Raw genomic sequence first — 26228 nt, forward strand, 5'->3', positions numbered from 1 at the left:
AGTGTGGCAATCGCTCGTTACCGCAACGGCTCGAGGGGGCCCACCTCGGTCGTGCCCCCACGGGTGGCCGATCGACGGGTGGGTGAGTGGTCGATCGGTGTCTTCATGTGCTCTGGGGCAATGCGTGCACACAGGTGGTAGAGCCCGATGACGATGATGGTGCCCAACGAGATACCGCTGAGCGAGAACGAATCGCTGAAGACGAGGGAGGTGTCTCCGATGGCGATGATCAGTCCGGCGGCGACGGGCATCATGTTGAGCGGGTTGCCGAAGTCGACGCCGTTCTCGCGCCAGATCTTCGCGCCGAGAAGGCCGATCATGCCGTACAGCACCACAGTGATGCCGCCGAGTACGCCTCCCGGCGTGGCAGAGATCAGGGCACCGAACTTGGGCGAGAATCCGAGGATCACTGCGATGAGTCCGGCAGCGGTGTAGGCGGCCGTCGAGTACACCTTGGTGGCGGCCATGACGCCGATGTTCTCGGCGTAGGTTGTCGTGGGCGAGCCACCGACCGAACTGGCCAACACCGTCGCGACGCCGTCTGCAGCCAGTGCGCGTCCCATCATCGGGTCCAGGTCGTCCCCGGTCATCTCGGCGACGGCTTTGACGTGTCCGGCGTTTTCGGCGATCAGGGCGATGACACCGGGGAGCACAAGGACGATGAAGGCCAGGCTGAACGATGGTGCATGGATACCCACGATGCCGTTCGCTTCGTCGCTGAACGGCGGCAAGCCGAACCACTGCGACGACTCGACACCCGACCAATTGACCCGGAAGTGCTCGGTCACCTCGCCGGCCGTGGCGTCGTAGGACGTGATGGGGCCCGATACGAGATCGAGTATCCACGAGAGCAGGTATCCGAAGACCAGGGACAACAGGATTGCGATGCGTCCGAGGAATCCGCGCAGAGCAACACTCATGACGATCAGGACGAACATCACTGCGAGAGCGACCCATTGATCCTGGGGCCAATACGTGCTGGCGACAACGGGGGCCAAGTTGAAGCCGATCAACATGACCACCGCGCCGGTGACGACCGGGGGCAGCACCTTGACCACCACGCCGCCGCCCATGAAGTGAATGGCGAGGCCCGCGAGTGCGAGCACCACACCGGATACCAGGATGGCTCCGGTGACCTCGGCCGACGTGCCGCCCTGCGCACGAATGGCGGCGACGCCACCGACGAAGACTGCGGAAGTGCCCAGGTAGCTGGGGATTCGGCCCTTGACCATGAGCAGGAACAGGATCGTGCAGAAGCCCGACATGAGGATGGCCAGCTGGGGGTTGAGTCCCATGATGATGGGGAAGACGAACGTGGCCCCGAACATCGACACGACGTGTTGGCCTCCGAGGCTGATGGTGCGTCCCCAGTTCAATCGCTCGTTCGGTGCGACCACTTCGCCCGGTGCGACGTTCTTTCCGTCTCCATGAATCTTCCAGATAGGCATGTCGAGCCTTTCTTCGACGTCCCGAACCAAGTGGCCCGTGAGAATGGGTAAAGTGTTGTGCTGCAACGGTACTGCGGCTGGATCAGGTAACTACGAGCGCAATCTGCCAAGTACTCGGTGGTCCGGCCGTCACATCTGGTGGTCGATGCCGCGCATCGCGATGATCTTCAGTGCGAGGGACAGATCGAGCCGCAGATCTGCGCGGTCGGTGAAGGGGCCCAGAATCTTCTCGAGTTTGACGATTCGGTAGCGAAGAGTGTTGTAGTGAAAATGAAGTGCGCGAGCAGTTTCCGCGATGTTGATGTTGGTGGACAGCAGCATCTCCAGTGTCTTGCGCATGTCCCGTGCCTCGTCGCTGTGTCCTGCGAGATCGTGCAACGTCTCTCGTGTGAACGACTCGAGTTCGTCGTCGTTGTCGACCAGGCTCAACAGACGAAAGACACCGAGTTCGTCGAACGCGGTGACGGCCCAGTCACCGGCGATTCGGCGGCCGACTTTCACCGCAGTTCGGGCCTGACCGTAGGTTGCGGGGATGTCCTCGACCACAGTGCAGGGCCGTGAAATGCCGACGGTGAAGGGTTGTCGACCGCCGCCGCCGTCGCCGTGAACTCGCTCGACGATCTCGTGCACGTTCGAGACCGTCTCGGGGCCACTGCCCATGATGATCACGGTTTCGTTGCCCAGGACGGCGATCGCGGCGTGCGGGTCTTGCTGCGCAAGCGCTCCGGAGAATGCCGACATCTGCCGATCGACGAGGGGTCTGCGTGTAGGCATCGGCTCGTTTCCGCACGGTATCGGTTCGATTGCGACGACAACGACAGGCCGTCCGATGTCCCAACCGAATCGTCGGGCGTGCGCCACGGCGTGTGCATGTTCGCCGCCTCGTCCCAGCAGCAGATCGCGCAAGAAGTTCGACCGGTGCTTTTCCTCGACCGCCGACAGTGCGAGATCGCGAGTGACTGCCACCGCGAACACTCCGGCTGCGGTATCCGCGGCGTAGAGGTCCGATTCCGCCAGCTCTCGACGAGAGGAGGACAGTACTACGCGGCCGTGATCGGTTCCGTTCGCCGTGATTGCGCACACGGCTATCGAATTGTCCTGGAGCGAGCGCAAACCCAGTCCACCGTCGATGGAATCGGTACGCAGCCGCCCGGTGGAATCGAGGGCCGTGCTACTCCGAAGTGCCCGCAGTTCCGCGTCATTGCCGGCGGTGGTGATCTCTCGGCCGTCTACCGTGGTGATCGACACGGCCACATCGCATTCGACGGATGCGGCGGACGCCAAGTCCGTCACCCCGCCACCGGCGAGAGCTATCTCGGTGAGTGTCCGACGCAGACGTTCCGACCGAAACATGGCGCGCGTGTGCATCTTCGATCTCTCGCGAAGGCCTGCGGTGAGCTGATGATCGGTGTCGAGTTGCTCGTTCGTCGTCAGCAGTGGAAAGCCCAGCTCGTCTGCGCTCAGCCGAATGCACTCCGGTACCGCGGCTGCATCGTCGACCTGCACGATGATGCCCGCTACGCCGAGGGCATGTGCGCGGGCCAGGAACGCCGCCGTCGCCTCCGTGATGTGTTCGAGAGCCTCGTATGTCGTCGACAGCAGGTCACCCGGCCGCAGCCAGAACCACATGCCGCTGGGATCTTCGATCTGGTTCACCCGCGATACCGAGCGGTCGAGTCCGGTGCGGCCTGCCCGAAGGGTCGCGTGCGCGAACAACCTCGACTGGAGGAGGTTGCCGACTGTATGTGGAGCCGCAGTGGTGCTCACCGGCTGCTCGTCGATCGCTGTCAGCACCGCACGGCCGATCGCGACTCTGTGCGATTGTTGCTGTCGGACAGTACATCACGGTGTATCGGGCCGCTGAGGTCGCGCAACTCGAGCCCCGTGGTCTGCCGTGACGTCTTCAGGATTTCGGCCAGGATGGATACGGCCGTTTCCGCGGGAGTTCGTGCCCCCAGATCCAGACCGATGGGGGAGTGCAGCCGTTCCAGCTCGGTGTCGGTCACCCCACGCTCGCCGAGCAGCTCGATGCGGCGGCGGTGAGTGGACCGACTCCCGAGCGCGCCGACGTACCCAGCGTCACTGCGCAACGCGCGTTCGAGAAGGGGAATGTCGAACTTCTCGTCGTGAGTGAGAACTGCGACGACTGTGCGCTCGTCGACCGGCGCAGTCTCGAGAAACGTATGTGGCCACGAAACCACGACCTCGACGGCATCGGGGAATCGCGCCCGAGTGGCGAATACCGCACGCGCGTCGACGACGGTGACGGCGTAGCCGGCGAACGTTCCCAGATGGCACAGAGCGGCGGCGAAATCGATGGCGCCGAAGACGTACATCCGGGGTGGAGGTCCGAAGAGCTCCACCATGATCGGACTTTCGCCGATGTCTGTGAATCGAACGTCGTGAACCGATTCGCCGCGCTGCAGCGCCGCTCGGACGGACCGTTCCAGAGTCGATCCGTCGGACTGAACGTCGATGACTCCGTCCGAATCCACGGTGACGTCCGATCCGAGAACCGCGTGCCGTGTCGGAGCATCGGCCGTCAGGTCGGTGAGAACGGCGACCGGCTCGCCCGCAGTGATGAGACGTGACACTTCCGCGAGCGAATCGCACGCTTCGCCGTCGATGAGACGAACGAACACCTCGATGGTTCCGCCACACGTGAGGCCGACCCCGATGGCGTCGTCGTCCGCCACGCGATAGGTCTCGCTCCTGGCACAGCCGTCGGCGAGGACCTCGTTGGCAAGTTCGTACAAGGCACCCTCGACGCAACCGCCGGAGACGCTGCCGATCACCTGTCCGAAGGCCGACACGGCCATTGCCGCCCCGGCGGGGCGGGGCGAGGACTGCCAGGTCCGTACCACGGTGGCGAGGGCGAAGGGCTCACGCTCGAGCAGCCATGGGGCGAGATCGTCGAGGATGTCGCGCATGCCGCCGCCTTCCTACTGGATGAGTGATGCCCATCACGTTAGTTGGCGGCGCTGCTTCGACGTGAAACATAACTCGACCAAATCCGAAGCGGGTCATTGTAAGAACTCGCCGTCGCGGGTGGTGGTGACACGGGGGATTCAGCTCAACACTGCAGCGACCGCGAGCGCGTGGTGTTCGTGCCACGGCCGGGCGATGACCTGGACACCGATCGGCAGACCACTCTCCGAGGTGGCAACAGGAACCACCACCGACGGCAGACCGAGGATGCTGATCGCGCGACTGCTGGCCAACGCCTGCGACCACGACAATGCGGTGCCGTCCACGTCGAAGCTCGTCCGTTCGAGCGGTGGGGCGAGAATCGACGCGACCGGGAGTACCAAGACGTCGCCCATCTCGGACAGCAACCGATGCTGCAGTTCGGCGCGGTGAGCCCACAGTGCCTCGACGTCCGCCGCCAACGTCGGTCGGACGGAGGCGAGGATCGCCCTGATGTTGTCACTGAATTCGGCGGGCCCGTACTGCTCGATGTCGGTCTGAGTTTCGCAGGCGCGCATGCGCGTGAACAGGTCGTCGGCTTCGCACAGCGCAGTGCCTCGGTAGGGCGCGACCGACCTGACGGACGAGGCGGTGCGCAGGGCGGCCGCTTCGGTGGCGGCGCGGATCTCCGCGTCGATCGGAACTGTTCCTTCTCCTGGTGCCCAACGGATATCGAGATTGTGGGTGTTCACTTCCGCAGGGTCGATCCACCGGTACTGCGGTGACGAGAGCACCCTCAGTACCAGGCTCACGTCGTCGAGGGAGCGTGCCATCGGCCCGATGGTCTGCACCGCACCGTGCATGGTCGCCGCATTCGTCAGGACCCGGTGATCGCTCATGACACCGGGATATTGGCCGTCCGGGTCCACTCTTCCCGGTGTAGGCCTGATCGAATACAGACCTGTGCAGTGCGCGGGCCAGCGCACGGAGCCACCGAAATCGGTGCCCAGCCCCAGAACACTCATGCCCGACGCGATCGCCGCAGACTCGCCGCCGCTGCTGCCTCCGGGGGACAGCCTTGTCCCCGCCGGTGACAGCGGATTGACGGTGTAGCCGAACACGTCGTTGTGCGTCAGGCCGCTGGCACCGAATTCGGGAGTGTTCGTCTTGCCGATGAGGATCGCATCTTCGGCGCGCATGCGGGCGACGGCCGGTGCATCGATGCGAGGAACGTTGTCTGCGAGAGCATAAGAGCCTGCAGTGGTGCGGACACCCGCGGTGGCGATCAGATCCTTGACCGTGAACGGCACTCCGGCGAGCGCCCCGACAGGCTCTCCGAGGGCGACGCGGGCGTCGATCTCATCGGCAGCCGACAAAGCCGATGTGCCCGCGACCGTGACGACTGCGTTGATCTCGGAATTGATTTGATCGAGGTGTTCGAGGTGTTGTTCGATCACCTCGCGCGCGGAGAGGCTACCCGAGCGCACCGCCGCGGCCAGGGAACGAGCATCGGATCCGATCGAATTGCGTTCGAGCACTGGGTAACTCCTGAGTGAATGTCACAGACCCTTCATTTCCGCCACGCGTAACGCGAGCGCCACGTCCAGGCGCAGAATCGGATCGGTGGTGAACGGGCCGACGATGGACTCCAGCTTGCCGATTCGGTAGCGGAGGGTGTTGTAGTGGAAGTGCAGCACGCGCGCCGTTTCGGCGACATTGCAGTTGGTATCCAACAGCGCTTGCAGCGTCTGGCGCAGATCGAGAGCATCGGCATCGTCGCCCGCGAGTGAACCCAATACTTCGCTCGCGAACGCCTGTAACTCCGCGGCATCGGTCACCAGGGACAGCAGGCGGTGCACACCCAGGCTGTCGAAATGTGCCACCGACCCGTTGCCGCTCATGCGCCGGCCGACCATGACGGCCTTGCGCGCTTGATCGTAGGCGCGCGGAATATCGGCGACGGAGTCGATGACACGGCTGACCCCTGCGCCGAAGGAATTTCGGCCACCACCTTTGTCGCCGGCCACGGCCCCGATCAGATCCTCGACCACCTCGTGTTCGGTGCCGGGCTCGGCCGGCATGAGGATGACGACCTCGTTGCTGAATCCGACAACGGGTGCCCGTCGATCCCGACGCCGCACGACCTGTTGCCACGCTGCGGTGAGACGCTCCTGCGGCAGCCGTCCGGAGACCGCAGGCTTCATCGAATTACGCACGGCCGCTTCGGCGATCTCGTCCAGTTGAGCCACGATGACGACCATGCGTCGGTTGACGTCCCAGTCCAACTGCGCGCAGTACTCGATGATCTGTTCGGGGGATTCGGCCGCTCCGTTGAGAACATCGCGCAGAAAGTCACCTCGAAACTTGGATTCCACCGCCGAGACCGCGAGCTTCTTGATGACCGCCAACGCGACCACCGTGGCCGCACGTTCGAGAGACTGCATGGTGACAGGCCCGAGGCGTCCGGCCTCTGCCACCGCAACGATGAGGCCGTGGTCGGTTCCGCCCGCGATGATCGGTGCCACTGCCATGCGGTGCGTGGTATCACCCGGCACCGGCTGAAGTCCCTCGTGAAGGCGCTCGGTGAGCAGCCGACCCGATGGATCGAACAGCGGCATCTCTTCGAGTGCAGCAAGATCCGCATCGGCCCCGGCCGTCGCCTGCACTCTGCCGTCGGGTGTGCAGATCAACACCGATGCCTCGAAGAGCGTGGCCACCTCGTCGGCGATCTGCGGTAGGTCTCCGCCTTCGAGCACGATCGAGGTGAGTGCTCGATGCATTCGGTCGGCGATGTCGAGTGCCCACGCCTGTCGATCGACGAGGTGGGTGAAGACCTCGGAGATGACCTCGTCGAAACCCACGTCGCGGCGAATGAGGAAGAGGGGAAGGTCGAGTCGGTCGGCTGCCTCGATCATTGCGGCGGGGACTTCCCCGAAATAGCGGCCTTCCTTGACGCCGAGCGCTGCCGCACCGCGTTCGGCCAGTCCTTCGACAAGCTCGACGAGCGCGTGTGCATCGAACGGACGTCCTGAATCTCCATGTCGGAGAGGGAAACCCGTTGTCAGCAGAAGTTCGTTCTGTTTCACCCAGGGCAGGATGTCAGGAACTTCGATGACGTTGACGCGTCGTACGATCTTCTCGAGGCCACGCTCGCCGGCGACCAGAGTGGATCCCGAGAGGCTGGGCAGTGAGAGCAATTCTTCGACCGTCAGTGCGTAACCCGCCGACGCCGGAAAGTCTCGTGCTCGTGGACGAATTTCACCGACGATGTCATCCATTGTTAGACCGTACTCCGCCCGCTAGATTCACAGTGCCAGTGGTTCAGCGGGCGTGGAGCGCAGGAGGGACGACGCGTTCGACCCAACGAGAGGCTTGCTCGTAGGCGTACGCGAGCTGCAGAACTGCGCGGTCGGCACCGTGCCTGCCGATGATCTGTACCCCCATCGGTAGGCCGCGATCGTCGAAACCGACCGGCACGGCCGCAATGGGAACACCGGCCATCGTCCACGGCACCACCGTCTCCATCCACCGGTGGTAGGTGTCCATCGAACGCCCCGCGATGGACTGCGGCCAGTGCTGTTCCTTGTCGAACGGGAATACCTGGGCGCTGGGTGCGAGAACGAAGTCGTAGGTCTCGAACAGCGTGTTGAGGGCAGCGTTCCAGACGTTGCGCTTCTGCGCTGCCATGGTGATGTCGAGGGCGCTGAGTGCGACGGCATGCTCCATCTCCCAGACCATTTCGGGCTTCATCAATGCACGCGTCCGAGGATCCGCATACAGGTCGGCCATCCCGAGCTGAGCCCACCAACGCCACGTCAGGAACGAATCCCAGATGTGGGCCGGGTCGTAGTCGGGCAGAGCTGCATCGACCTCGCAACCGAGATCGGCGAAGACGGGGAACGCGGATTCGCACAGGTCGAGTACGCCGGGTTCGGTTGCCAGATAACCGTTCCAATCACCGACCCACGCAATCCGGGCCCCCCGAAAGCTGCGTTCGAGGGTGCGAGTGAAGATTTCCGGGTCCTCGTCGATTGCGAGTGGAGCGTTGGCATCCGGGCCTGCCATCGTCGAGAGCAAATGAGCGACGTCGGTGACCGATCGTCCCATCGGGCCGGCCACTGCGCCTTGGGCGACGAAACCGGGCTCGGGGATTCGTCCCCAGGACGGCCGGAAACCGACGACGTTGTTGAAGGCCGCCGGATTGCGCAGCGAACCCATGTAGTCGGTGCCGTCGGCCACGGGCAGCATGCGCAGCGCGAGTGCCGCCGCCGCTCCTCCGCTGCTGCCGCCTGCGGTGCGCGAGGTGTCGTACGGGGACACCGTGGTGCCGTACACAGGGTTGTACGTCTGGGATCCGTAGCCGAATTCCGGGGTGTTCGTCTTGCCGATGATGATGGCTCCGGCGGCTCTGATTCGAGCGACGAAAAGGTCGTCCGCCTCGGCGATCCGATCCGCGAAGATGGCCGATCCCGAGGTGAACGGCAGGCCCTTCACAGCCGAAAGATCCTTCACCGCATGGGGAAACCCGTGCATCCACCCGAGGTACTGCCCCTGCGCCAGCTGATCGTCACGTTCTTGCGCTTCGGCGATCAACTCGTCGCGGGCACGAAGGGCCACGATGGCGTTGACGGTGGGATTGTGGATATCGATGTGGTCCAGGTACGCCGTCATGGTCTCGACACAGGACACCTCCCGACGCTTGATCTTTCCGCTGAGTTCGAGTGCGTCGAACATCAGAAGTTCGGTAGCGGGTCCGGCGGTGGTTGCCATGGGAGTTCCTTCGTTCGAGATCCACAATTTAGAGGTCCACAGTGTCGAGATCCGAGAGATGCAGTGGTGAGGGCCGAATGCCGCGCGGCTCCGACTGATCGGTTCCGCGCGGCGTTCGTTCGATAGTGGAGCTCTGCGCTATCCGAGGTCGACGATGGCAGCGACAGGCCCGCCGCCCTCGGGGCCCTGGTGTGCGGCCGAGACCGAGACGAACACTGCCGGGTCGCCGGTCACTGCGGCGGTGACTCCACCGACGCATGCCTTGATCTGGCGGTGCCAGTGCACGTCGGAGTCGTCGAGCATGGCGTTGCGTCGGCCGCGGACCGTACCGTCCTGGCTCGCTTCGCATTTGAGAAACACGTTGACCAGCTTACCGTCGAGATCCTTGGTGTGCGGGCGCTCGGGAAGGTCGAGACCGGCGTCCTTGATCGCGTTCCAGATGCCGTCCTGATCCAGCGCGTCGTTCATGACACTGTGGCCGATGCGGTAGCGACCGCCGATGCCGCGGGTGTTGCCGACCACGACGATCTGCGCGCGGTCCAGCTCGACACCGGACGAGCACGACGCGACGGAGGAGTACAGCTCGCGGCTGTGCATGACGTCCTCGTCGGTCGGCATGTCGATCTCACCGAGGGCAACAGCGATACCGAGAGCGGTTCCGCCGTTCGAGAGGTCCATGGACTCGTGGGTCTGCTCGGTCCAGACCGTCTTGCCACGGCTCTTGGCGTCGCGGATGGTGTGAATCGTCAGCAGCGGCGTCTTGGTCTGTACGTAATGCACGTCGGCGGGATCGCTGATGCCCGCGTTGGCCATTGCGTCCTTCACCGCTGCCGCCACCTTGGTGATCATCGCGGTACGGCCGATGTCCTCGGGCATCAACTGCTCGCTCATTGCGACACCGACGGTCAGACGCGGCTCTTCGGTCTGCACTGCCTTGTCCGACGGTACGGTCGCGAAAATCGTTGCGTGCGGGCTGATCACACCGTCGGTTCCGCCGGACCACACGATGGGCACCTCGCCCACATCGTGCGCACTGCGAGTGCCTTTGGCGGACAGTACTTCACGGAACGCCCGGTCGGCGATGATGCGGGTGTAGTCGTTGACGCCACCGTTGCCCTCGGTCTTGCCGATGACCGCGATGACGCGGTCGGCGTCGAGCACCCCGTCGTCGATGAGCTTTGCCAGTTCGCTGGCATCGGACACGTTGTGGAGCGGGACCTTGCGGACCTCGATTGCATCGGGCACTGAAATCTCCTTCATCGCGGACTGTGGTTTACGGCAGAGTCGGCCGGCGTTGGCGCGGCGGTGCTCGTGCCTCTCGAACGTTATCGACCGTTCGAGGGGGTATGCACTGGCAAGCTTTGCCCAATGAGTGCTTCTTTTTGGTGATCGGACATCCCCAGGTAGCGGTATCGCTGCAGTCGTCGGACCACCAGATCTGCAGGATCAGCGGCCAGGAGTACGGCCAACTCGTGCTCGAGCACGGTACCGAGACGAGAGAGGAATGCTGCGGGCTCGTCGGAGGCATCCGGGCGTTCTGCCACGATCCGATCGATGACGCCGTTTCGGAGCAGGTCGATGCTCCGTACGCCCTGCTCGTCCGCCATGTCCGCAGCGCGGTCGACAGTGTGGAACTTGATCGCCGACGCACCCTCGGGAGGCAGCGGTGACAGCCAGCCGTGCTGTGCGCACAGCACCCGGTCGGCCGGGAGTAGCGCGAGGGCACCGCCCCCTGCTCCCTGGCCCAACAGTAGGCAGATCGTCGGTGCCTTCAGCGTCGTGAGTTCGACCAGGCACCTGGCTATTTCACCCGCCAGGCCGCCTTCCTCGGCCTCTTTGCTCAATGCGGCACCCGCCGTGTCGATGACGGTGACGAGAGGCAGTTGCAGTTCCTCGGCCAGTCGCATACCGCGGCGCGCTTCGCGCAGTCCTGCCGGTCCGAGAGGCTGGTCTGCGAAGGTGCGATCCTGACCGAGCAATACGCACGCTGATGCGCCGAACTTGGCCAATGCGAGAAACAATCCCGGCTCTATTTCGCCGGCCCCAGTCCCTTGCAGCGGCGTCACCGTGTTCGCTGCCGACCGCACCAGTTGTCGCACGCCTGGCCGTTCCGGCCGTCGGGAGCGTTGGATGGATTCCCAGGCCGGCACGTCGTCGAGATGTTCCAACGGGATGTTGGGAACGGGTGGAGGTGGCTCGTGCGGTGCGCACAGCACGGCCAGTGCCGAGATCGCGACTTCACGTAATTCCGCGGGTGGGACGACCGCGTCGACAAGTCCTCTGGCCGCTAGGTTTTCGGCGGTCTGCACGCCTACGGGAAACTTTGCGCCGTAGAGAGCCTCGTACACGCGCGGGCCGAGAAACCCGAGTAACGCGCCCGGTTCGGCTGCGGTCACGTGGCCGAGCGAGCCCCACGATGCCAGCGCGCCGCCGGTGGTGGGGTGACGGAGATAGACGGCGTAGGCGAGGCCCGCCGACTTGTGTGCCGCGATCGCCGCCGAAATCTTCACCATCTGCAGAAACGCGACGGTGCCCTCCTGCATGCGTGTTCCACCTGAGGTGGGCACTGCCAGCAGCGGGAGCTTCTGCGCAGTGGCCTTTTCTACGGTCTGCACCAGTCGTTCCGCGGCTGCGGTGCCGATGGACCCAGCGAGAAAACCGAACTCGCACATGACAAGTGCCACACGTCGACCGGCCAGTGTCGCTTCGCCGGTCAGTACCGACTCGTCGCAGCCGGTCGTTTCGCGAGCCGCCGCGAGCTCATCGAGATAACTCTGCTGTGGAGGCCCGTGGACCCCGATCGGGGGTAGCGGTTCACCGTCCCAGCGAACGAAACTACCGTCGTCGACGACCATCTCCACCAGTTCGAGAGCGCCGAGGCGGGTCGGTACGTCTGTCCGGGTCACGACGTCGACTCCAGCCATGCGCGGATCGAGTCGCCGTGCTGATCAAGGGTGGGAGGAGCAGCATGGGTCTCACGCATACCGGCACCCTCGCAGTCACTGTCGAAACGAAGTGCTGGGCCGGGCAGCGTGATGGTGCCGAGAGCAGAGTGGTCGACGTCGATCAGCAGCCCCTGCGACCGGGTCTGCTCCCACGTGTAGACCTCGGCGAGATCGCGGACACGCCCTGCGGGAATGCCCAATTCACCGAGCAATCCGAGCAGTTTGTCGGTGGGCCAGTCTGCGAAAGCCTCCTCGACCGCAGCGATCACCGCTTCTCGATCGGCGACGCGTTGAGGGTTGGTTTCCCACTCCGGTCGGTCCAGTCCGAACTCGGGGGCGAAGCGCCGCCACAGCCCTTCACTGCCGACAGCGATCTGTACCAAACCTTCTGCCGAGTGGAAGAGGCCGTACGGGCAGATCGACGGATGATGCCCGCCGGTGGGTCGGGGCACCTCACCGGCGACGGTGTAGCGGGTGCCCTGGAACGCGTGGACGCCAACGATGGAGGCCAACAGGCTGGTCCGCACGACTCGTCCACGACCGGTGGTGTTGCGTTCGTGCAGTGCAGCGACTACGCCGTAGGCACCGTTCATGCCTGCGAGCAGGTCCCCGAAAGGAACACCGACCCGCGTCGGTTCGTCACGGGAGGGCCCGGTCAGCGACATCAATCCTGCTTCGCCCTGGGCGATTTGGTCGTAACCGGGTCGAGCGCCTTCGGGACCGTCGTGCCCGAACCCGGTGATCGAGAGGATGACCAGGCGCGGATTCAGCTGGTGTAACGCCTCCATGCTGAATCCGAGGCGGTCGAGGACTCCGGGTCGAAAGTTCTCGACGAGCACGTCTGCGCGGCCGATGAGGTCGGTCAGGGTTGCCCGATCGTCGGGGGCCTTGAGATCGAGCGCGATGGATTCCTTGTTGCGATTACAGGAGAGGAAGTACGTCGAATGCCGGTCACCGTCGCTGTCGGGCACGAAGGGCGGCCCCCAGCTTCGGGTGTCGTCACCGCCGGTCGGTGTCTCGACCTTGATCACTCGCGCACCGAGATCGCCCAGCATCATGGCGGCTTGGGGGCCGGCGAGTGCGCGGGAGAGGTCGACGACGAGACAGTCCGACAGCGGGCCGACCGTCATCGGACTGCCCCACACGTGTCGGTGCTTTCGGTGTGGGCGGCGAGGCCGAATGGAGTGCAGGGAGGCGTCATGGATCCGAGTCAACGTGCCCATCACTGTCGAGTCGTTGGCAAATGTTGCCGACGCTGATAGGTGGGTTTCGGATGTCTTCGAGTACCCGTAGGCAAAGGACACGGCAGGTGGACGAACGGTCGATCGACGGCCCATAATCACCGACCATGGACACACTGATAGTCGATCACCCTTTGACTGCAGCACTTTTGACGACCATGCGCGATGTGCACAGTGACAACGCCACCTTCAGATCTGCGCTGCGACAGCTTACGCACACGTTGGTCTACGAAGCGTTGCGTGATGCGCGGGTGGTGGAATTCGATGTCGACACTCCGGTTTCCCGCACCACCGGTGTCCGGCTCGCACACCCACCTCTGCTTGTGCCGGTGTTGCGCGCCGGACTCGGAATGGTCGAACAGGCGAGCACTCTGATTCCCCAGTCCGGAGTCGGATTCATCGGCATGGCACGCGACGAGGAGACCCTCGAACCCGTGCCGTATCTGGAGTCGCTGCCTGTCGATCTGTCCGGCACACCGGTCTTCGTTCTCGATCCGATGGTGGCAACCGGTGGATCGATGGTTAGGACGATCGATCTGCTGGTGGCCCGCGGAGCAACAGACGTGGTGGTCGTCTGTGTAGTCGTGACACCCGAAGGCCTTGCTGCTCTGGAGAAGTCCGCTCATCCGGTCAGAGTCGTCACCGCTGCCATCGACGATGAGCTCAACGATCACGGCATCGTCGTGCCCGGTCTGGGTGACGCGGGGGACCGGCAGTTCGGGCCCCGCTGACAATCCTGAATATGACGAGAACGATTCTTATACAACAATGTCCGTTGTTCAGCCCACCCGGATGCGCCTCAGTGGCAATCCTCGTCCACCTGTTGCGCGACGCATCGCGTCAGAACAGGTTTGGGCGACCACGACCAACGAGAAGATGATGGAACAGTCAAAGCGTGCAGTGCGTGCTGCGAGAGCAATTGCGTGACTGTGAGCCGCAGGCATGGTCGTGAGTGTTTCGAGTGCCGGTGGGGTCGAGAACACATGTTGCCCAGAGGGCAGCCGACGACTTCGGAACTGATTTCTGATCGCTCGTCGACTACTGGTGATCGAAGTCGTCTGATAGGTCGATGTGGTATCCCTGCAGCCAAGAAAAATCGACCCGTAGATCTGTGATCTTGTTTCGGCCCAGCCAGATTGGAGAGCCTACGGGTTGACTTGCATACAGTCCCCGTGCTGATGTGACCACTCGATCGAATTGCACCGGCCAGTCGATGGTTGCAGCCAATTCGGTGATGGAATCGCGGCCGCGGTCGAGCGCACGTAGGACGTGTGGTCGCGCGGGCAACAGCTGAGACTTGCTGGTGTTGCAGGATGGGCAAGCCAACACCAAGTTCGCGAGGCCGTCGATCCCGACCCTCGACCATGGAAGTACGTGGTCGACATGGGCTTCTGGTCCCACTCGCGTCGAGCAGTAGAAGCACGACGGCCCGAAGGCCTTGATCAACGCGGCTCTGGGACGGATGAGCGCGATTCGACTGTTGCCGAACAGGTGGCCTTCGAGATCCGGCACGTCCTCGTCGAGAAAGCTGTTCTTTCGCCGGACGTCGTCGACCCACGCCAGCATCAACGCAGGCTTGAGTAGTGCGGACAATCGCGCCAGCGCGAAACACACTCCGGGGTACAGCGTGATCCGGTTTCCGTGGGCCAAGACCGTGGTCATGCCCATCTTTGCGCTCATCCAACTGTCGTCGTACAGAAACGACTCGCTCGCGTACCCGCCCGGAACTCGCTGCAGGCGATACAGCGGCTGTGTGGCGAGAACGAGCTTCACCTTCTTGATCATCTCGCGGAACAGGTCAGGGTTCCTCCGTGAAGCGATGTCCAGCGGCGTTTCTCGGCCGGCGGTCGCCGTCGCTCGAGCAAACTCGCGGACAGCGTCGGGAATCGTCGCTCTGGCCTGCGTGGACTGGCGGAGGTAGTGACCGTCGAAGTCACGTACCTGCCGCCAGTACAGACCGACAACGCGCGCGGCCAAGTCGTCGAGATCGACATCCACCGCTGCGTTGTGATCACTGGGAACGTTGTCGACCGAGAATTCGAGCAGTGCGACCAGTACAGCCAATTTGTATGTGGCGACACGTGCGCCGGAGTCGAGAACGCTGACCAGGTGCTGGCCCAGCGTCAGCGGATCAGCGGGCGAGGGAATCGACATATCTGCAGACTACTGAGCATGGGAAAATTTGTTCGTGATCTGATCCCAAAGATCATCGAAGACTAGGGCTGCGTACCGCAATATTGGGCTCTCGATCCCACGGACTCGGGAGAGACGTTGATCGGCAAACTGTTTGAGGAAGCAGGAGAATTGCGTATGGCAGATCCGGAGAACATGACTGAGGAACTGGCCGACGTCCGCGATGTCGTCACTGCACAGGCCACGCATCTGGGCTCGACCGACGAGGCTCTGGTCGGTCTGGCTGCAGACAAATTTGTACGCCTAGCCTTCGAACAACAGCCTTGAAAGTCCAATTGCGGCCTTGCGTCCGACTTTGAGCTCGAGTCGTTGCTGCAACAGAGTGGGTAACGAAAGGGGACCGATGCGCGATTAGTTCTCGGGTGTCCGCAGGCGGCGGACTTGTAAAAGAGAGCGCGGGCGTATGGGCTTCATGGATGGTCTGATCGGCAATGCAGGAAAGATCGATCCTGCAGCGGCGCATCAGGAGTACAGCCGCCTTCTGGGTAGTGGCGAGCAGATTCACGCGGCTTATCAGTTGGTTCGGGATGCCTTCCTTTTCACCAACCGTCGTTTGCTGATGATCGATAAGCAAGGACTGACCGGAAAGAAGGTCGAGTACCACAGCGTGCTTTACCGTTCGATCACTCACTTCGCTGTCGAAACCGCTGGTACGTTCGATCTGGACGCCGAGTTGAAGATTTGGATCTCGGGCAACGCGACGCCTATTCAGAAGCAGTTCACTAAGCAGGTCGACATCTACGAGGTCCAAGCGATTCTCTCGCATTTCGTGGTGTCCTGACCTCCCCTCCGTGAGGGTTGATTGATCGGCTTCTTCATCGACCGCCGTATTTCGAGGTGATACGACTTTCCAACCACTGCAGTGCGATGGTGGGCGGCAGTGCCATCACGAGGATCAGCACAACCGTGCCCATGATGTTCTCCATTCGAACCAGGCTGACGTTGCGCAGGAGTTCGTATCCGATGCCACTGGATGACGAGAACATCTCGGCGAGAAGCAGTCCCAGGAACGCCAAGCCGAAGGTCATGCGCATTCCCGTTGCGAGCGCCGGGAGCACCGCGGGAATAACGATCTGACGGATCAATCTGGGCCAGCTCACTTGCAGTGACGCCGCCATTTTCAGATGGATTTTCTGGACCGACGCCGTGGCTTCGACCGCGACGAGGAACATGGGGATGAAAGCGGCGTAGAAGGAGAAGCCGAATCGGCTCAGTGCGCCTATGCCGAGGAAAGACAGGAAGATCGGATACAGCACGATCTTCGGGATGCTGTTGATCGAGTAGACGATCGGGGCGATGGTACGGGTCCAGAACGGACTCAGACCCAGCGTCAGGCCCAGCAGGGAACCCACGACCGTGCTGGCGAGGAACGCAAGCACGAGGATACGCAGCGAGTCGCCGACATTGGCCCGGAAGTCTGCCTTGCCCAGGTCCTCGACGAGCGAGGCCATGGCCTCGGCCGGCGTCGGGAAGATGAGACTGTCGACCAGAACGGCCGCTACCCACCAGATCAAGACCGCAACGACGGCCACGACCAGAGGAGGGAGGAACCGTCGGGCGTTGGTGCGGCCCGCAGACGAGGTCACCTTCGCGGGAACTGTCGGGGCGGTGGCTACTCTGTCCAAGGTGCTGCTCATCAGCGGCGCCTCCAATCGAATCGGTTGAGCGCGAGAGAGATCAGCGAGGTCGAGAGCAGAGCGATCAGCGCCACGATGAGGATCCCGGCGTACATGTCTGCGATGTCGAACCCGTCGTAGGCGATGGAGATGAAGTGGCCCAGGCCTTGGGTCGAGAGGATGAACTCACTGGCCAACACCGAGATGACGGCGTACGAGAGCCCCAGCTTGAGTCCGGTCACGATGCTCGGCAACGCATACGGAAGAAGCACCGATCGGAAGTACTGCCACCGTGTGAGCATCAGTGTGGTGCCGAGCTTGGTGACGATCGGCGACACCGAGTTGAAGCCGGTGCGTGCATTCAGCGCCACCACACCGAACGCGAAGATGGTGGACAGAATAGCGATCGGAGCCACGCCGGCCCCGAACAGCACCACCATGATCGGGTAGAGCGCAAACGTGGGGACCGCGTAGTAGACGTTGAGGTACGGCTGAAATGCTCTGTCCCACAGCTCGTACCGCCACAGCACGTACGCGGCGGCGACACCGAGTACGGAACTGAGCACGAAGGCGAGGACGATGATCCCCAGCGTTCGGCCCAACTCGTCGATCAGGAAGTCCGGGTCGGTCAGTAGGCCCAGTGACGTCGAGAGCATGTCGGTCACCGGAACGATGTCCAGCGGTGAGGCGAAGAACCGTGCTGAGATGTCGATGACCACCAGCGCCGCGACGAGGATGAGCACGGTCCATCCCCAGGCGGGGAGACCGAGTTGGGTGGAGGGGGCCGGTCGGATGTATCCGGGAACCACTGAGGCGCGCGTGCTCTCGCGCGTGGGCGCACTCATGGTTCGATGCTCATCGTCTTTTTGGCCTCGTCCCGCAGCCGCGACCAGATACGTTCGTGCAGAGCGACAGCCCCAGGACTTGCCAGGACGTCCTCCGATCGAGGGCGCGGCAGATCGATGTCCACCTCGTCGATGAATCGACCGGGCCGCGCACTCATCACCAGCACGCGATCGGACAGCAGTACCGCTTCCTGAATGCTGTGGGTGATGAACAAAACTCCGCACGTGAGCTTTTCGACGATCTTGAGAAGCTCGTACGACATCACCAATCGCGTCTGCTCGTCGAGTGCACCGAACGGCTCGTCCGCGAGAATCAGATCGGGCTCCATGGACAGGCATCGTGCGATGGCCACACGCTGGCGCATACCGCCCGATAACTGGGTGGGGTAGTGGTCGCCGAACTTGCTCAGCCCCACAGTGTTCAGCAGCTCGTCGGCGCGGGCTCGACGCTCCTTCTTGCCGACCCCGCGGACTTCGAGGGCGAATGCGACGTTGTCGCGCACGGTCCGCCAGGGCAGCGTCGCCGATTCCTGGAAGATCACCGCAGTTTTGGACCGGGGCCCGGTCAACGGCCGACCGTCGATCTGCACGGTGCCGCCGTCGTGATCCTGCAGTCCTGCGAACACCTCGAGCAGAGTGGACTTCCCGCAGCCACTGGGGCCGACGACGGAGACGAATTCACCTCTGCCGATGGACAAGTCGATTTCGTGCAGGGCCGTCACGTCGCCGAAGTGTCTCGACACCGAGGACGCGACGGCGATGGCCGAGGTGGTGTCTTGGTGAGGTCGAACCGATGTTTGCGTCACGTCGCTACCTTCTGGTGGTGGGAAATTGTGGTCAGGATTCGCAGTCGTCGGGCATGTCGTTCGTGACTCCCTCGGCGAGAAAGTCCGGGTCGAACAGGGTGCAGAAATCGGGTTCACGATCGCTGCCCGACGCCTCCACTCCGTCCTGCGCAGACATGACGGACGCCGTATCGAACCCGCCGCCCCACGTGTCGACCGACGACGCCCGCTCGACCACCGCGGTGGCCGACTCCACGTCGAAGCCGGTGTAGTTGGCGTAAATCTCTGCTGCCGCAACAGGATCGGCTTTGATCGACGCGACTGCCTCGGTGTAGCCGGCGTTGATGGCGCGCACGACCCCGGGGTTGCTGGCGGCGTAGTCCTTGGTCGTGGTGATCGTCGACTGCAGGAAGCGCGACATGTAGTCGGGACTGCTGACGATCAGTTTGAAGTCCTCCGGTCGCTGTTCGGCGACGATGGAGGGAACGAGGGCGATATCGACGTTGCCGGCTTCGAGAAGCGCGAAGCCCTCGCCGATTCCGCCGGACGCAACCCGCTCGATCTGGCCGGCGTCGACGCCCGCGAGTGAGGGAATGAGGCGGGTGAGGGCGTCGGACGCCGAGTTGGGCCGGGTGTACGCCCAGCGGCGGACGTCCTCGATGGAGTTGATGTTCGGGTTCGAGGCGAGCGCGTAGAAATTCATCGGATACGGCCCTTGGGTGCCGCCGCCGACGATGCGTAGTTCGGAACCGGCCGCGTCCGCCTGCACGATCGACGGGTAACTGACTTCACCGATGGGGATGTTGCCGTCGAGCAGTGTGCGCATGGTCGCGCTGCCGCCCTTGCCCGGCACGATGTTCTCCACGATGACACCGTGCTTCTCGAACAGTCCCTGTTGCTGCGCGACAAGCCAAGGGATGCTGTAGATTTCGGCCGCTGCCGAGACGGTGACGTCGATCGTGACCGGATTGGCGGGGTCCGCGTCGGGACCGGGATCTGATCCGCAGGCCACCAATGCGGTGGACAGTGTCAGAACTGCCATGATGGACGTGGCTCGGCGTAAATGCATCTGCGTCCTCGCTGGATGATCGGCGTAGCACGGATCGAAGTAGTCCGCGCATTGCCGAGGTCTGGAATGTCGGCTGCCACAACCTCAGGTGTGGTGAGACCTAAGTAACAGCTGCGATCTACCTAAACATAAGATATATAGGCAGTCAAGGGCCGCGTATTCCCGCCTAGACGTAGAAATCGGCGCAGTTTCGGCCACAAAAGTCTGATGTATGAAGCGGAATCGACGTGATGGCCGCTCTCCGAGTGATCGGTGCATGTCGATAGACCCGCCAGGCTAGGCTCGAGCCGATCGTCAGCCGTCGTCGAGATACAGGGGGAGAAGTGGTCGAATCCGCGTCGCTCAAGGGCACAGCCAAGAGCGTCCCCGCGTATGCGGTTCTCGCCGGACATCTGCGCACCCGCATCCTGTCCGGTGAACTGCAGCCCGGTGAGCGTCTCCCCGGCGAAGCGGAGCTGACCGCAGAATTCGGCGTGGGCCGCAGCACCATTCGTGAAGCCCTCCGCTCCCTGGCCAGCCAGAACCTGATCGAGACGACGCGTGGAGTCACCGGAGGTAGCTTCGTCGCCGTCCCCAGCGTCGGACATATCAGCGAGCACCTGGAAACCGGTGTCGCCCTGATGGCCGCCGCGGAGACCGTCACCGTCGACCAGCTGATGGAAGTCCGCAACCTGATGGAGGTGCCGGCCGCCGGTATCGCTGCATTCCGCCGCACCGACGAGCATCTCGAACAACTCAACGCGTCGATCTTCGACCCCAACGAAGTGCAGGGGCCCGAAACCTTCGCCAAGAACCAGGAATTCCACCTGGTCTTGCTCCGTGCCGCCCACAATCCGCTGCTCGAGCTCATCACCGCACCCGTCTTCCGTGTCTTGTCCGGCCGATTCGGTCGCGATCACGCGCCCGAGGGCTTCTGGCAGTGTGTCGACAGTGACCATCGGGGTCTGCGCGACGTGGTGGCGGCCGGCGATTCGATGGCTGCGATGGACCTGATGCGTAAGCACCTCGACCACCTCGGGGACTCCTACCGTCAGATGGATCGACTCCGCAAACCGTAAACATCTGCTCTTTCTCGACCTTTTCGACGTGAAGTCCCTCGATTATGGGTTTCGCTGAGCCCTTGACGCCGTAAACATCTGATGTTTATGGTCTAGGTAAGGCACTCGCCAAACCGACACGAGGAGACACGGTGGCAATCCATCCGGCCGTTCTGGGGCGCTTCTTCGACGACTACGCCGTGGGGGACGTCTACCAACATCCCTTCGGGCGGACGATCTCGGAGACCGACAACACGTGGATCACGCTGCTGTCGCTCAACACCAACCAGAACCACTTCAACGCGCATCTGGCGTCGCAAAACCCCATCACAGATGGGAAGGTCATCGTCAACTCCGGCTTCACAGTCTCTGTGGTACTGGGACTTTCGGTGATCGACATGAGTCAGAACGCAATCTCGAACCTTGCCTTCACCGACATCAAGATGTCCCACCCGGTGTACGCAGGCGACACGCTCTACGCCGAAAGCATCTGCACCGGACTGCGTAAGTCAGAGTCGCGCCCCTACGCCGGCATCGTCTCGATGATCACCCGCGGCCTCAATCAGGATGGCGTCGAGGTCATTTCGTGGAAGCGCTCGGTCATGGTCGCCACCCGTGACAGTGGCATCGGGCAGAACTACTTCCCCGAAGCGCAGAACGGCCCGCTCGAACTTCCCCAGATTAAGGATTCCGACGCATGAGGCCACTCGAAGACGTCCGCATCATCTCCCTCGAGCAGTACGGCGCAGGCCCGTTCGGCAGCCTCCATCTGGCCGACCTCGGCGCAGATGTCATCAAGATCGAGGACCCCAGCGTCGGCGGCGACGTCGGCCGCTACGTGCCGCCCTACAACGAGGGCGAGGACTCGCTGTTCTTCGAGAGCTTCAACCGCAACAAACGGTCTCTCTCACTGGATCTTTCGACCCCGAGTGGGCGAGCGGTGTTCGAGGACCTCGTCCGCACCAGCGACGCCGTCTACTCCAATCTCCGCGGTGACGTGCCGGAGAAGATCGGCATCACCTACGACCAGCTCAAGCACCTCAACCCCGCGATCGTGTGCTGCAGCCTCACCGGCTTCGGTATGACCGGCCCGCGCTCGAAAGAGCCCGGCTACGACTACATCCTGCAGGGTCTCGCCGGCTGGATGAGCGTCACCGGCGATCCCGACGGCCCGCCGACGAAATCCGGTCTGTCACTGGTCGATTACTCCGGTGGATTCGTCGCCGCGATCTCTCTGCTGTCGGGATTGCACGCGGCCCGGCGCGACGGCATCGGCGGTGACTGCGACGTCTCGCTGTACGACACGGCGATGTCTCTGCTCACGTATCCCGCGACGTGGCATCTCAATGCCGGCTTCGAGCCGATCCGCACGAAGAACTCGGCCCACCCGTCCCTGGTGCCGTTCCAGGCGTTCGAGGCAACGGACGGCTGGCTCATCGTCGGCTGCGCGAAGGAGAAGTTCTGGGACCGGCTCGTCGTCGCCATCGATCGCCCGGACCTCGGTGCCGATCCACGGTTCAGCAACTTCTCGCTGCGCGGCAAGCACCAGGACGTACTGCTGCCGATCCTGGAAGAGGTGTTCGCCACCAACACCGTCGAACATTGGCTCTCGAAGCTCGGCCCTGCCGGGGTACCTACCGGTCCGATCAACGACGTCGAGCACGCCTTGACCGAGCCGCACACGATCGCCCGTAATCTCGTGGTCGAGACCGAGCATCCGGTGTACAACACGGTGCGTCAGGTCGCGTCCCCGGTGAACTTCGGTTCCGAGGCCAAGCAGTACCGCCGTGCGCCGCAGCGCAACGAGCACTTCGACGACATCGTGCGCGACCAACTGGGCTACGACGACGAACGCGTCGCGAAGCTCAAGGCCGAGGGTGCGTTCGGAACGGCCAAGGACGAGGTCCGGGCGTGAGTTCGACGGTTCTGGCGCAGTGGGCATCGGGTGTCACCGTCGCCGACCTGCCCGAGAACGTCCGGCATTCGGCGGCGCGACACTTGCTCGATGGCGTCGGGAATACCGTTGCGGCCCAACGTCTCGGCTACGGCCGACCGGGCTGGACGGTGGCCGACACATTGGGTGGACCAGCTGAGGCGCGGCCGCTCACCGGCACTCGAGGACTGTCCGCGCCGGCAGCCGCCTTCGCGACCGGTGTGATGCTGCATGCGCTGGACTTCGACGACACGCATGCGGGCGCATTGGTCCACGCGACGGCAGTCTCGCTTCCCGCCGCATTCGCCGTTGGGCAGCAGGTGTCGGCCTCCGGATCGGATGTGTTGACGGCCGCAGCCCTCGGTCTCGAAACCGCCTGTCGTCTCGGTGAAGTCAGTCCGCACGGATTTCACGCTCGGGGCGTGCATGCCACGGCAGCGGTGGGACCGTTGGCAGCCGCACTCGTCGCCGGACACCTCTCGAAGTTCGACACCGAGACGTTGGTCAACGCCCTGGGTATCGCCGGGTCGTCGAGTTCGGGATTGCTCGAGTTCCTCGACACGGACGCCGACACCAAGGCACTGCATCCCGGATCGGCCAGCATGAACGGTGTTCTGGCCGCACGGCTCGCCGCCGCCGGTGCCACCGGACCGTCCTCGGTTCTCGAAGGTCGCCGCGGCATCTACGCTGCGCTGACCGATCGGCCGACGAACTTCGCGGCGCTGACCGAAGGACTCGGCACGCGGTGGGAAGCCACCCGAATCGGCATCAAGCCGTACCCCAGCTGCCAGCTTATGCACGTCACACTCGACGCCGTCTCGAAGGCGCTCGGCGACAATGCGGTTCAGGCGAGCGACGTCGCCGACATCGAGGTGTTCGTTCACCCCGACTCGAGCCCGTTCGTCTGTGGCCCGAACACCGGGGTCGCGTCACCGCGCAGCACCTACGACGGCAAGTTCGATCTGCCGTGGAGTGTCGCCGCGCTACTGCACGACGGGGCCATCACCGTCTCGACCTACACCGACGAATCCATCGCACGCGAGGACGTTCTTGTCACGGCCCGCAAGGTGCGGGTGACGAACCTCCCGTCCGAGGTTCCCGCGGCGGCTGCGTCGGGCAGGGCGGTTCTCACCCTCACCGACGGACGAGTGCTCGACGCCTCCGTCGGCGGCAGCCAAGGCTCTGCCGGGTTCCCGCTGAGCGACGACCGGCTGCTGGAGAAGTTCCTCGCCAACTGCGGCAACGACTCTCGTGCCACCGAGCTCGCCAACCGCGTCCTCGGACTTGTCGACGAACCCGACCTGGCCGCCATTCTCGATCTCGCCGCAGCCATCGCGCCGGCACCTTGACACTTCGATCGACGACACCCCAATCGACAGGACTTCACCATGGACTTCACGTACGACGAACAGCAGATGGCATTCCGGAAAGCATTGCGCACCTTCGTCGACAAGGAAATCATCCCGGTCGCGAACGAGTGGGAGAAGACGGGCCGATACCCCACCGAGATCGTCGAACACATGAAGGCCATGGGCCTGTTCGGGATCACGACGCCGGAGGAGTACGGCGGACTCGACCTCGACAAGGTCTCGTTCACCCTGGTGTACGAGGAGCTCGCCCGCGGATGGATGGGCGTCGCCGGAATTCTCGGCAGCCACAACCTCTCGTGCTGGATGATCGGCAAGCACGGCACCGAGGAGCAGAAGAAGACACTGCTGCCCAAGCTCGCGTCCGGTGAATGGCGAACGGGTGTCGGTCTGACCGAGCCCGGTGCCGGAACCGACCTGCAGGGCATCAAGACCACCGCCAAGCGCGACGGCGACCACTACGTCGTCAACGGTGCGAAGACATGGATCACCAACGCACGGCATGCGAATGTGCTTCCGGTACTGGTCAAGACCGACAGCACGACGACGCCGGCGCACAAGGGCATGTCGCTGCTGTTGATCGACACCACGACCGACGGGTTCGAGGTGCAGCGCGACATGGGCAAGCTCGGCTACAAGGGCACCGAATCGTGTGAGATCACGTTCACCGATGTACGTGTGCCCGTCGATGCGCTGCTCGGTGGTGTGGAGGGTCGTGGGCTTCAGCAGGCACTGTCGGGCCTCGAGATCGGCCGTCTCAACATCGCCGGACGCAGTGTCGGCATCGCGCAGGCTGCCTACGACGCCGCACTCGAATACGCGAAGCAGCGCACCGCATTCGGTCAGCCCATCGCCGAGTTCCAGGCCATTCAGCTCAAGATCGCCGACATCGCGACCCAGCTGCAGGCAGCGCGCTTGATGACGTACTGGGCTGCATCGCAGGCAGATTCGGGTAAGCGCGTCGACATGGAAGCCGGCATGGCGAAGTACTTCGCCTCCGAGGCCGCCATCACCGCCAGCCTCGAAGCCATGCGCATCCACGGTGGCTACGGCTACTCAACAGAATTCGTCGTCGAGCGCCTCTACCGAGATGCTCCGCTGATGGCCATCGGTGAGGGCACCAACGACATCATGCGCACCGTCATCGCGAAGTCCCTGGTCGCGGGTACCGGAGTCATCGGATGAAGTCGGCTCTGACGTACCTCTACGTCCCGGGGGATGTACCGGAGCGGTTCGACAAGGCGCTGGCATCGGGTACGGACGCGGTGGTGCTCGACCTAGAGGACGCCGTCACCGCGGCGAACAAGGACCACGCACGTGCGACGGTGGCTGCGTGGGTTGCGGCCTGCGAACCGGGTGACGTGCAGATCTGGGTGCGCGTCAATCCAGGTCCGTTGCAGGAGGACGATATTCGTGCGGTGTTGCACCCGAACCTGACCGGTATCTGGCTGCCGAAGGTGTCGTCTGCTGGTGAGATCGAGCAAGCCGATGCTCTACTGAGTGGCAGTAGCGCGGTGGTCTCGCCCCTCATCGAGACGGCCGCCGGAGTGTTCGCCGCTCTCGAGATCGCCCGCGCCCCTCGGGTTAAGTTTCTTCAAATCGGTGAGGTGGACCTGGCCGCCGATCTGGGCGTCGACGGCTCCGCGCAGTCGTTGTCGTTCGTGCGGGCTCAGGTAGTGGCGGCCAGCGTCGCGGCCGGAATCGATCCGCCGCCGGCCGCGGTGTCGCGAAACTTCCGCGACGCCGAGGCCTTCGAGGCCGATACTCGAACGCTGGCCGGTCTTGGTTTCGTCGGTCGTGCGTGTATTCATCCGGCTCAACTGGCCCCTGTGCAAACGGTATTCGTGCCGTCGGAGACGGAGGTCCGCGAGGCCGAGGAACTGTTGTCCGACTTGGATCGGGCTACCTCGGGCGTGGCCGTCGACAGCAAGGGATTCCTGATCGACGAGGCAGTGGCCCGAACCGCTCGTCGAGTGGTGGAACGTGCCGCGCGGGAGTCGATCAGCACCTGACGTCAGCCGAGTCTGGCAGCGCCGAGTCGGCCACTCGATGCCTGGACTCGGACAATCGGC

The 26228-nt window shown here is 63.5% G+C and carries 23 protein-coding genes; 9 read left to right on the top strand and 14 right to left on the bottom strand.

What is annotated here, in order from left to right:
• Window positions 1-17: 17 nt before the first annotated feature.
• The 9 genes from R3P95_RS21065 to R3P95_RS21105 form a co-directional block, all read right to left on the bottom strand.
• Entirely contained in the window at window positions 18-1448 is a 1431-nt protein-coding gene (locus tag R3P95_RS21065; RefSeq protein WP_317549377.1) for a uracil-xanthine permease family protein, read from the bottom strand.
• Between the two features lie 129 nt (window positions 1449-1577).
• Complete coding sequence (locus R3P95_RS21070) at window positions 1578-3215, bottom strand: helix-turn-helix domain-containing protein (protein ID WP_317549378.1); 1638 nt, start codon at window positions 3213-3215, stop codon at window positions 1578-1580.
• 20 nt (window positions 3216-3235) lie between these two features.
• Complete coding sequence (locus tag R3P95_RS21075) at window positions 3236-4378, bottom strand: XdhC family protein (protein WP_317549379.1); 1143 nt, start codon at window positions 4376-4378, stop codon at window positions 3236-3238.
• A gap of 138 nt (window positions 4379-4516) precedes the next feature.
• Window positions 4517-5893 carry an amidase gene (locus R3P95_RS21080; RefSeq protein ID WP_317549380.1) on the bottom strand — a complete coding sequence of 459 codons (1377 nt, stop codon included), beginning with the start codon at window positions 5891-5893 and terminating at the stop codon, window positions 4517-4519.
• A 21-nt stretch (window positions 5894-5914) separates the two neighbouring features.
• Window positions 5915-7633 carry a PucR family transcriptional regulator gene (locus R3P95_RS21085; protein WP_317549381.1) on the bottom strand — a complete coding sequence of 573 codons (1719 nt, stop codon included), beginning with the start codon at window positions 7631-7633 and terminating at the stop codon, window positions 5915-5917.
• A gap of 43 nt (window positions 7634-7676) precedes the next feature.
• Window positions 7677-9125 (bottom strand): amidase, encoded by a 1449-nt coding sequence (locus R3P95_RS21090; protein ID WP_317549382.1) that lies wholly within the window; start codon window positions 9123-9125, stop codon window positions 7677-7679.
• A 138-nt stretch (window positions 9126-9263) separates the two neighbouring features.
• Complete coding sequence (locus tag R3P95_RS21095; protein ID WP_094640050.1) at window positions 9264-10370, bottom strand: barbiturase; 1107 nt, start codon at window positions 10368-10370, stop codon at window positions 9264-9266.
• Window positions 10371-10450: 80 nt separating this feature from the next.
• Window positions 10451-11980 carry a carboxyl transferase domain-containing protein gene (locus R3P95_RS21100; protein ID WP_317549462.1) on the bottom strand — a complete coding sequence of 510 codons (1530 nt, stop codon included), beginning with the start codon at window positions 11978-11980 and terminating at the stop codon, window positions 10451-10453.
• Between the two features lie 47 nt (window positions 11981-12027).
• On the bottom strand, window positions 12028-13200 hold the full coding sequence (locus R3P95_RS21105) for a CaiB/BaiF CoA transferase family protein (RefSeq protein ID WP_317549383.1): 1173 nt from the start codon (window positions 13198-13200) through the stop codon (window positions 12028-12030).
• Between the two features lie 218 nt (window positions 13201-13418).
• Here R3P95_RS21105 and upp point away from each other — a divergent pair, with 218 nt between their 5' ends.
• Window positions 13419-14042, top strand: a complete 624-nt coding sequence (gene upp / locus R3P95_RS21110) for a uracil phosphoribosyltransferase (RefSeq protein ID WP_317549384.1) — start codon at window positions 13419-13421, stop codon at window positions 14040-14042.
• A gap of 307 nt (window positions 14043-14349) precedes the next feature.
• Here upp and R3P95_RS21115 read toward each other — a convergent pair whose 3' ends face one another.
• Window positions 14350-15465, bottom strand: coding sequence for an HNH endonuclease (locus R3P95_RS21115; RefSeq protein ID WP_317549385.1), 1116 nt, complete (start codon window positions 15463-15465; stop codon window positions 14350-14352).
• A 117-nt stretch (window positions 15466-15582) separates the two neighbouring features.
• Between R3P95_RS21115 and R3P95_RS21120 the strand changes: the two genes are divergently transcribed.
• Together R3P95_RS21120 and R3P95_RS21125 are read left to right on the top strand one after the other, a co-directional pair.
• The gene (locus R3P95_RS21120; RefSeq protein ID WP_317549386.1) at window positions 15583-15771 is read left to right on the top strand and encodes a hypothetical protein; all 189 of its coding nucleotides are present in this window, start codon (window positions 15583-15585) and stop codon (window positions 15769-15771) included.
• A gap of 136 nt (window positions 15772-15907) precedes the next feature.
• Window positions 15908-16285 (top strand): PH domain-containing protein, encoded by a 378-nt coding sequence (locus tag R3P95_RS21125; protein WP_032379830.1) that lies wholly within the window; start codon window positions 15908-15910, stop codon window positions 16283-16285.
• 34 nt (window positions 16286-16319) lie between these two features.
• On the opposite strand, the gene R3P95_RS21130 is transcribed toward R3P95_RS21125, so the two are convergent.
• Genes R3P95_RS21130 through R3P95_RS21145 form a run of 4 tightly spaced genes read right to left on the bottom strand, consistent with a single transcriptional unit; the run spans window position 16320 to window position 19792 of the window.
• On the bottom strand, window positions 16320-17141 hold the full coding sequence (locus R3P95_RS21130) for an ABC transporter permease (RefSeq protein WP_317549387.1): 822 nt from the start codon (window positions 17139-17141) through the stop codon (window positions 16320-16322).
• Complete coding sequence (locus R3P95_RS21135; RefSeq protein WP_317549388.1) at window positions 17141-17965, bottom strand: ABC transporter permease; 825 nt, start codon at window positions 17963-17965, stop codon at window positions 17141-17143. The genes R3P95_RS21130 and R3P95_RS21135 overlap by 1 nt, the downstream gene beginning before the upstream one ends.
• The gene (locus R3P95_RS21140) at window positions 17962-18771 is read right to left on the bottom strand and encodes an ABC transporter ATP-binding protein (protein ID WP_317549389.1); all 810 of its coding nucleotides are present in this window, start codon (window positions 18769-18771) and stop codon (window positions 17962-17964) included. The genes R3P95_RS21135 and R3P95_RS21140 overlap by 4 nt, the downstream gene beginning before the upstream one ends.
• A gap of 31 nt (window positions 18772-18802) precedes the next feature.
• Window positions 18803-19792 carry an ABC transporter substrate-binding protein gene (locus R3P95_RS21145; protein ID WP_317549390.1) on the bottom strand — a complete coding sequence of 330 codons (990 nt, stop codon included), beginning with the start codon at window positions 19790-19792 and terminating at the stop codon, window positions 18803-18805.
• Window positions 19793-20142: 350 nt separating this feature from the next.
• Between R3P95_RS21145 and R3P95_RS21150 the strand changes: the two genes are divergently transcribed.
• From R3P95_RS21150 to R3P95_RS21175, 6 genes are all read left to right on the top strand, one after another.
• A complete protein-coding gene (locus R3P95_RS21150) occupies window positions 20143-20877 on the top strand; it encodes a FadR/GntR family transcriptional regulator (protein WP_317549391.1) in 735 nt (244 codons plus the stop codon).
• Between the two features lie 131 nt (window positions 20878-21008).
• Complete coding sequence (locus R3P95_RS21155) at window positions 21009-21557, top strand: MaoC family dehydratase (protein WP_032379726.1); 549 nt, start codon at window positions 21009-21011, stop codon at window positions 21555-21557.
• On the top strand, window positions 21554-22771 hold the full coding sequence (locus R3P95_RS21160; protein WP_317549392.1) for a CaiB/BaiF CoA transferase family protein: 1218 nt from the start codon (window positions 21554-21556) through the stop codon (window positions 22769-22771). The genes R3P95_RS21155 and R3P95_RS21160 overlap by 4 nt, the downstream gene beginning before the upstream one ends.
• Window positions 22768-24138 (top strand): MmgE/PrpD family protein, encoded by a 1371-nt coding sequence (locus R3P95_RS21165; protein ID WP_317549393.1) that lies wholly within the window; start codon window positions 22768-22770, stop codon window positions 24136-24138. Before R3P95_RS21160 ends, R3P95_RS21165 begins: the two co-directional genes overlap by 4 nt.
• 39 nt (window positions 24139-24177) lie before the next feature.
• Window positions 24178-25341, top strand: coding sequence for an acyl-CoA dehydrogenase family protein (locus tag R3P95_RS21170; protein WP_094688265.1), 1164 nt, complete (start codon window positions 24178-24180; stop codon window positions 25339-25341).
• Window positions 25338-26168: an HpcH/HpaI aldolase/citrate lyase family protein gene (locus R3P95_RS21175; protein ID WP_317549394.1), complete on the top strand. Its 831-nt coding sequence runs from the start codon at window positions 25338-25340 to the stop codon at window positions 26166-26168. Before R3P95_RS21170 ends, R3P95_RS21175 begins: the two co-directional genes overlap by 4 nt.
• Window positions 26169-26228 lie beyond the last annotated feature (60 nt).

The organism is Rhodococcus cercidiphylli (assembly GCF_033042225.1).
In the GTDB taxonomy this organism is placed as follows: domain Bacteria; phylum Actinomycetota; class Actinomycetes; order Mycobacteriales; family Mycobacteriaceae; genus Rhodococcoides.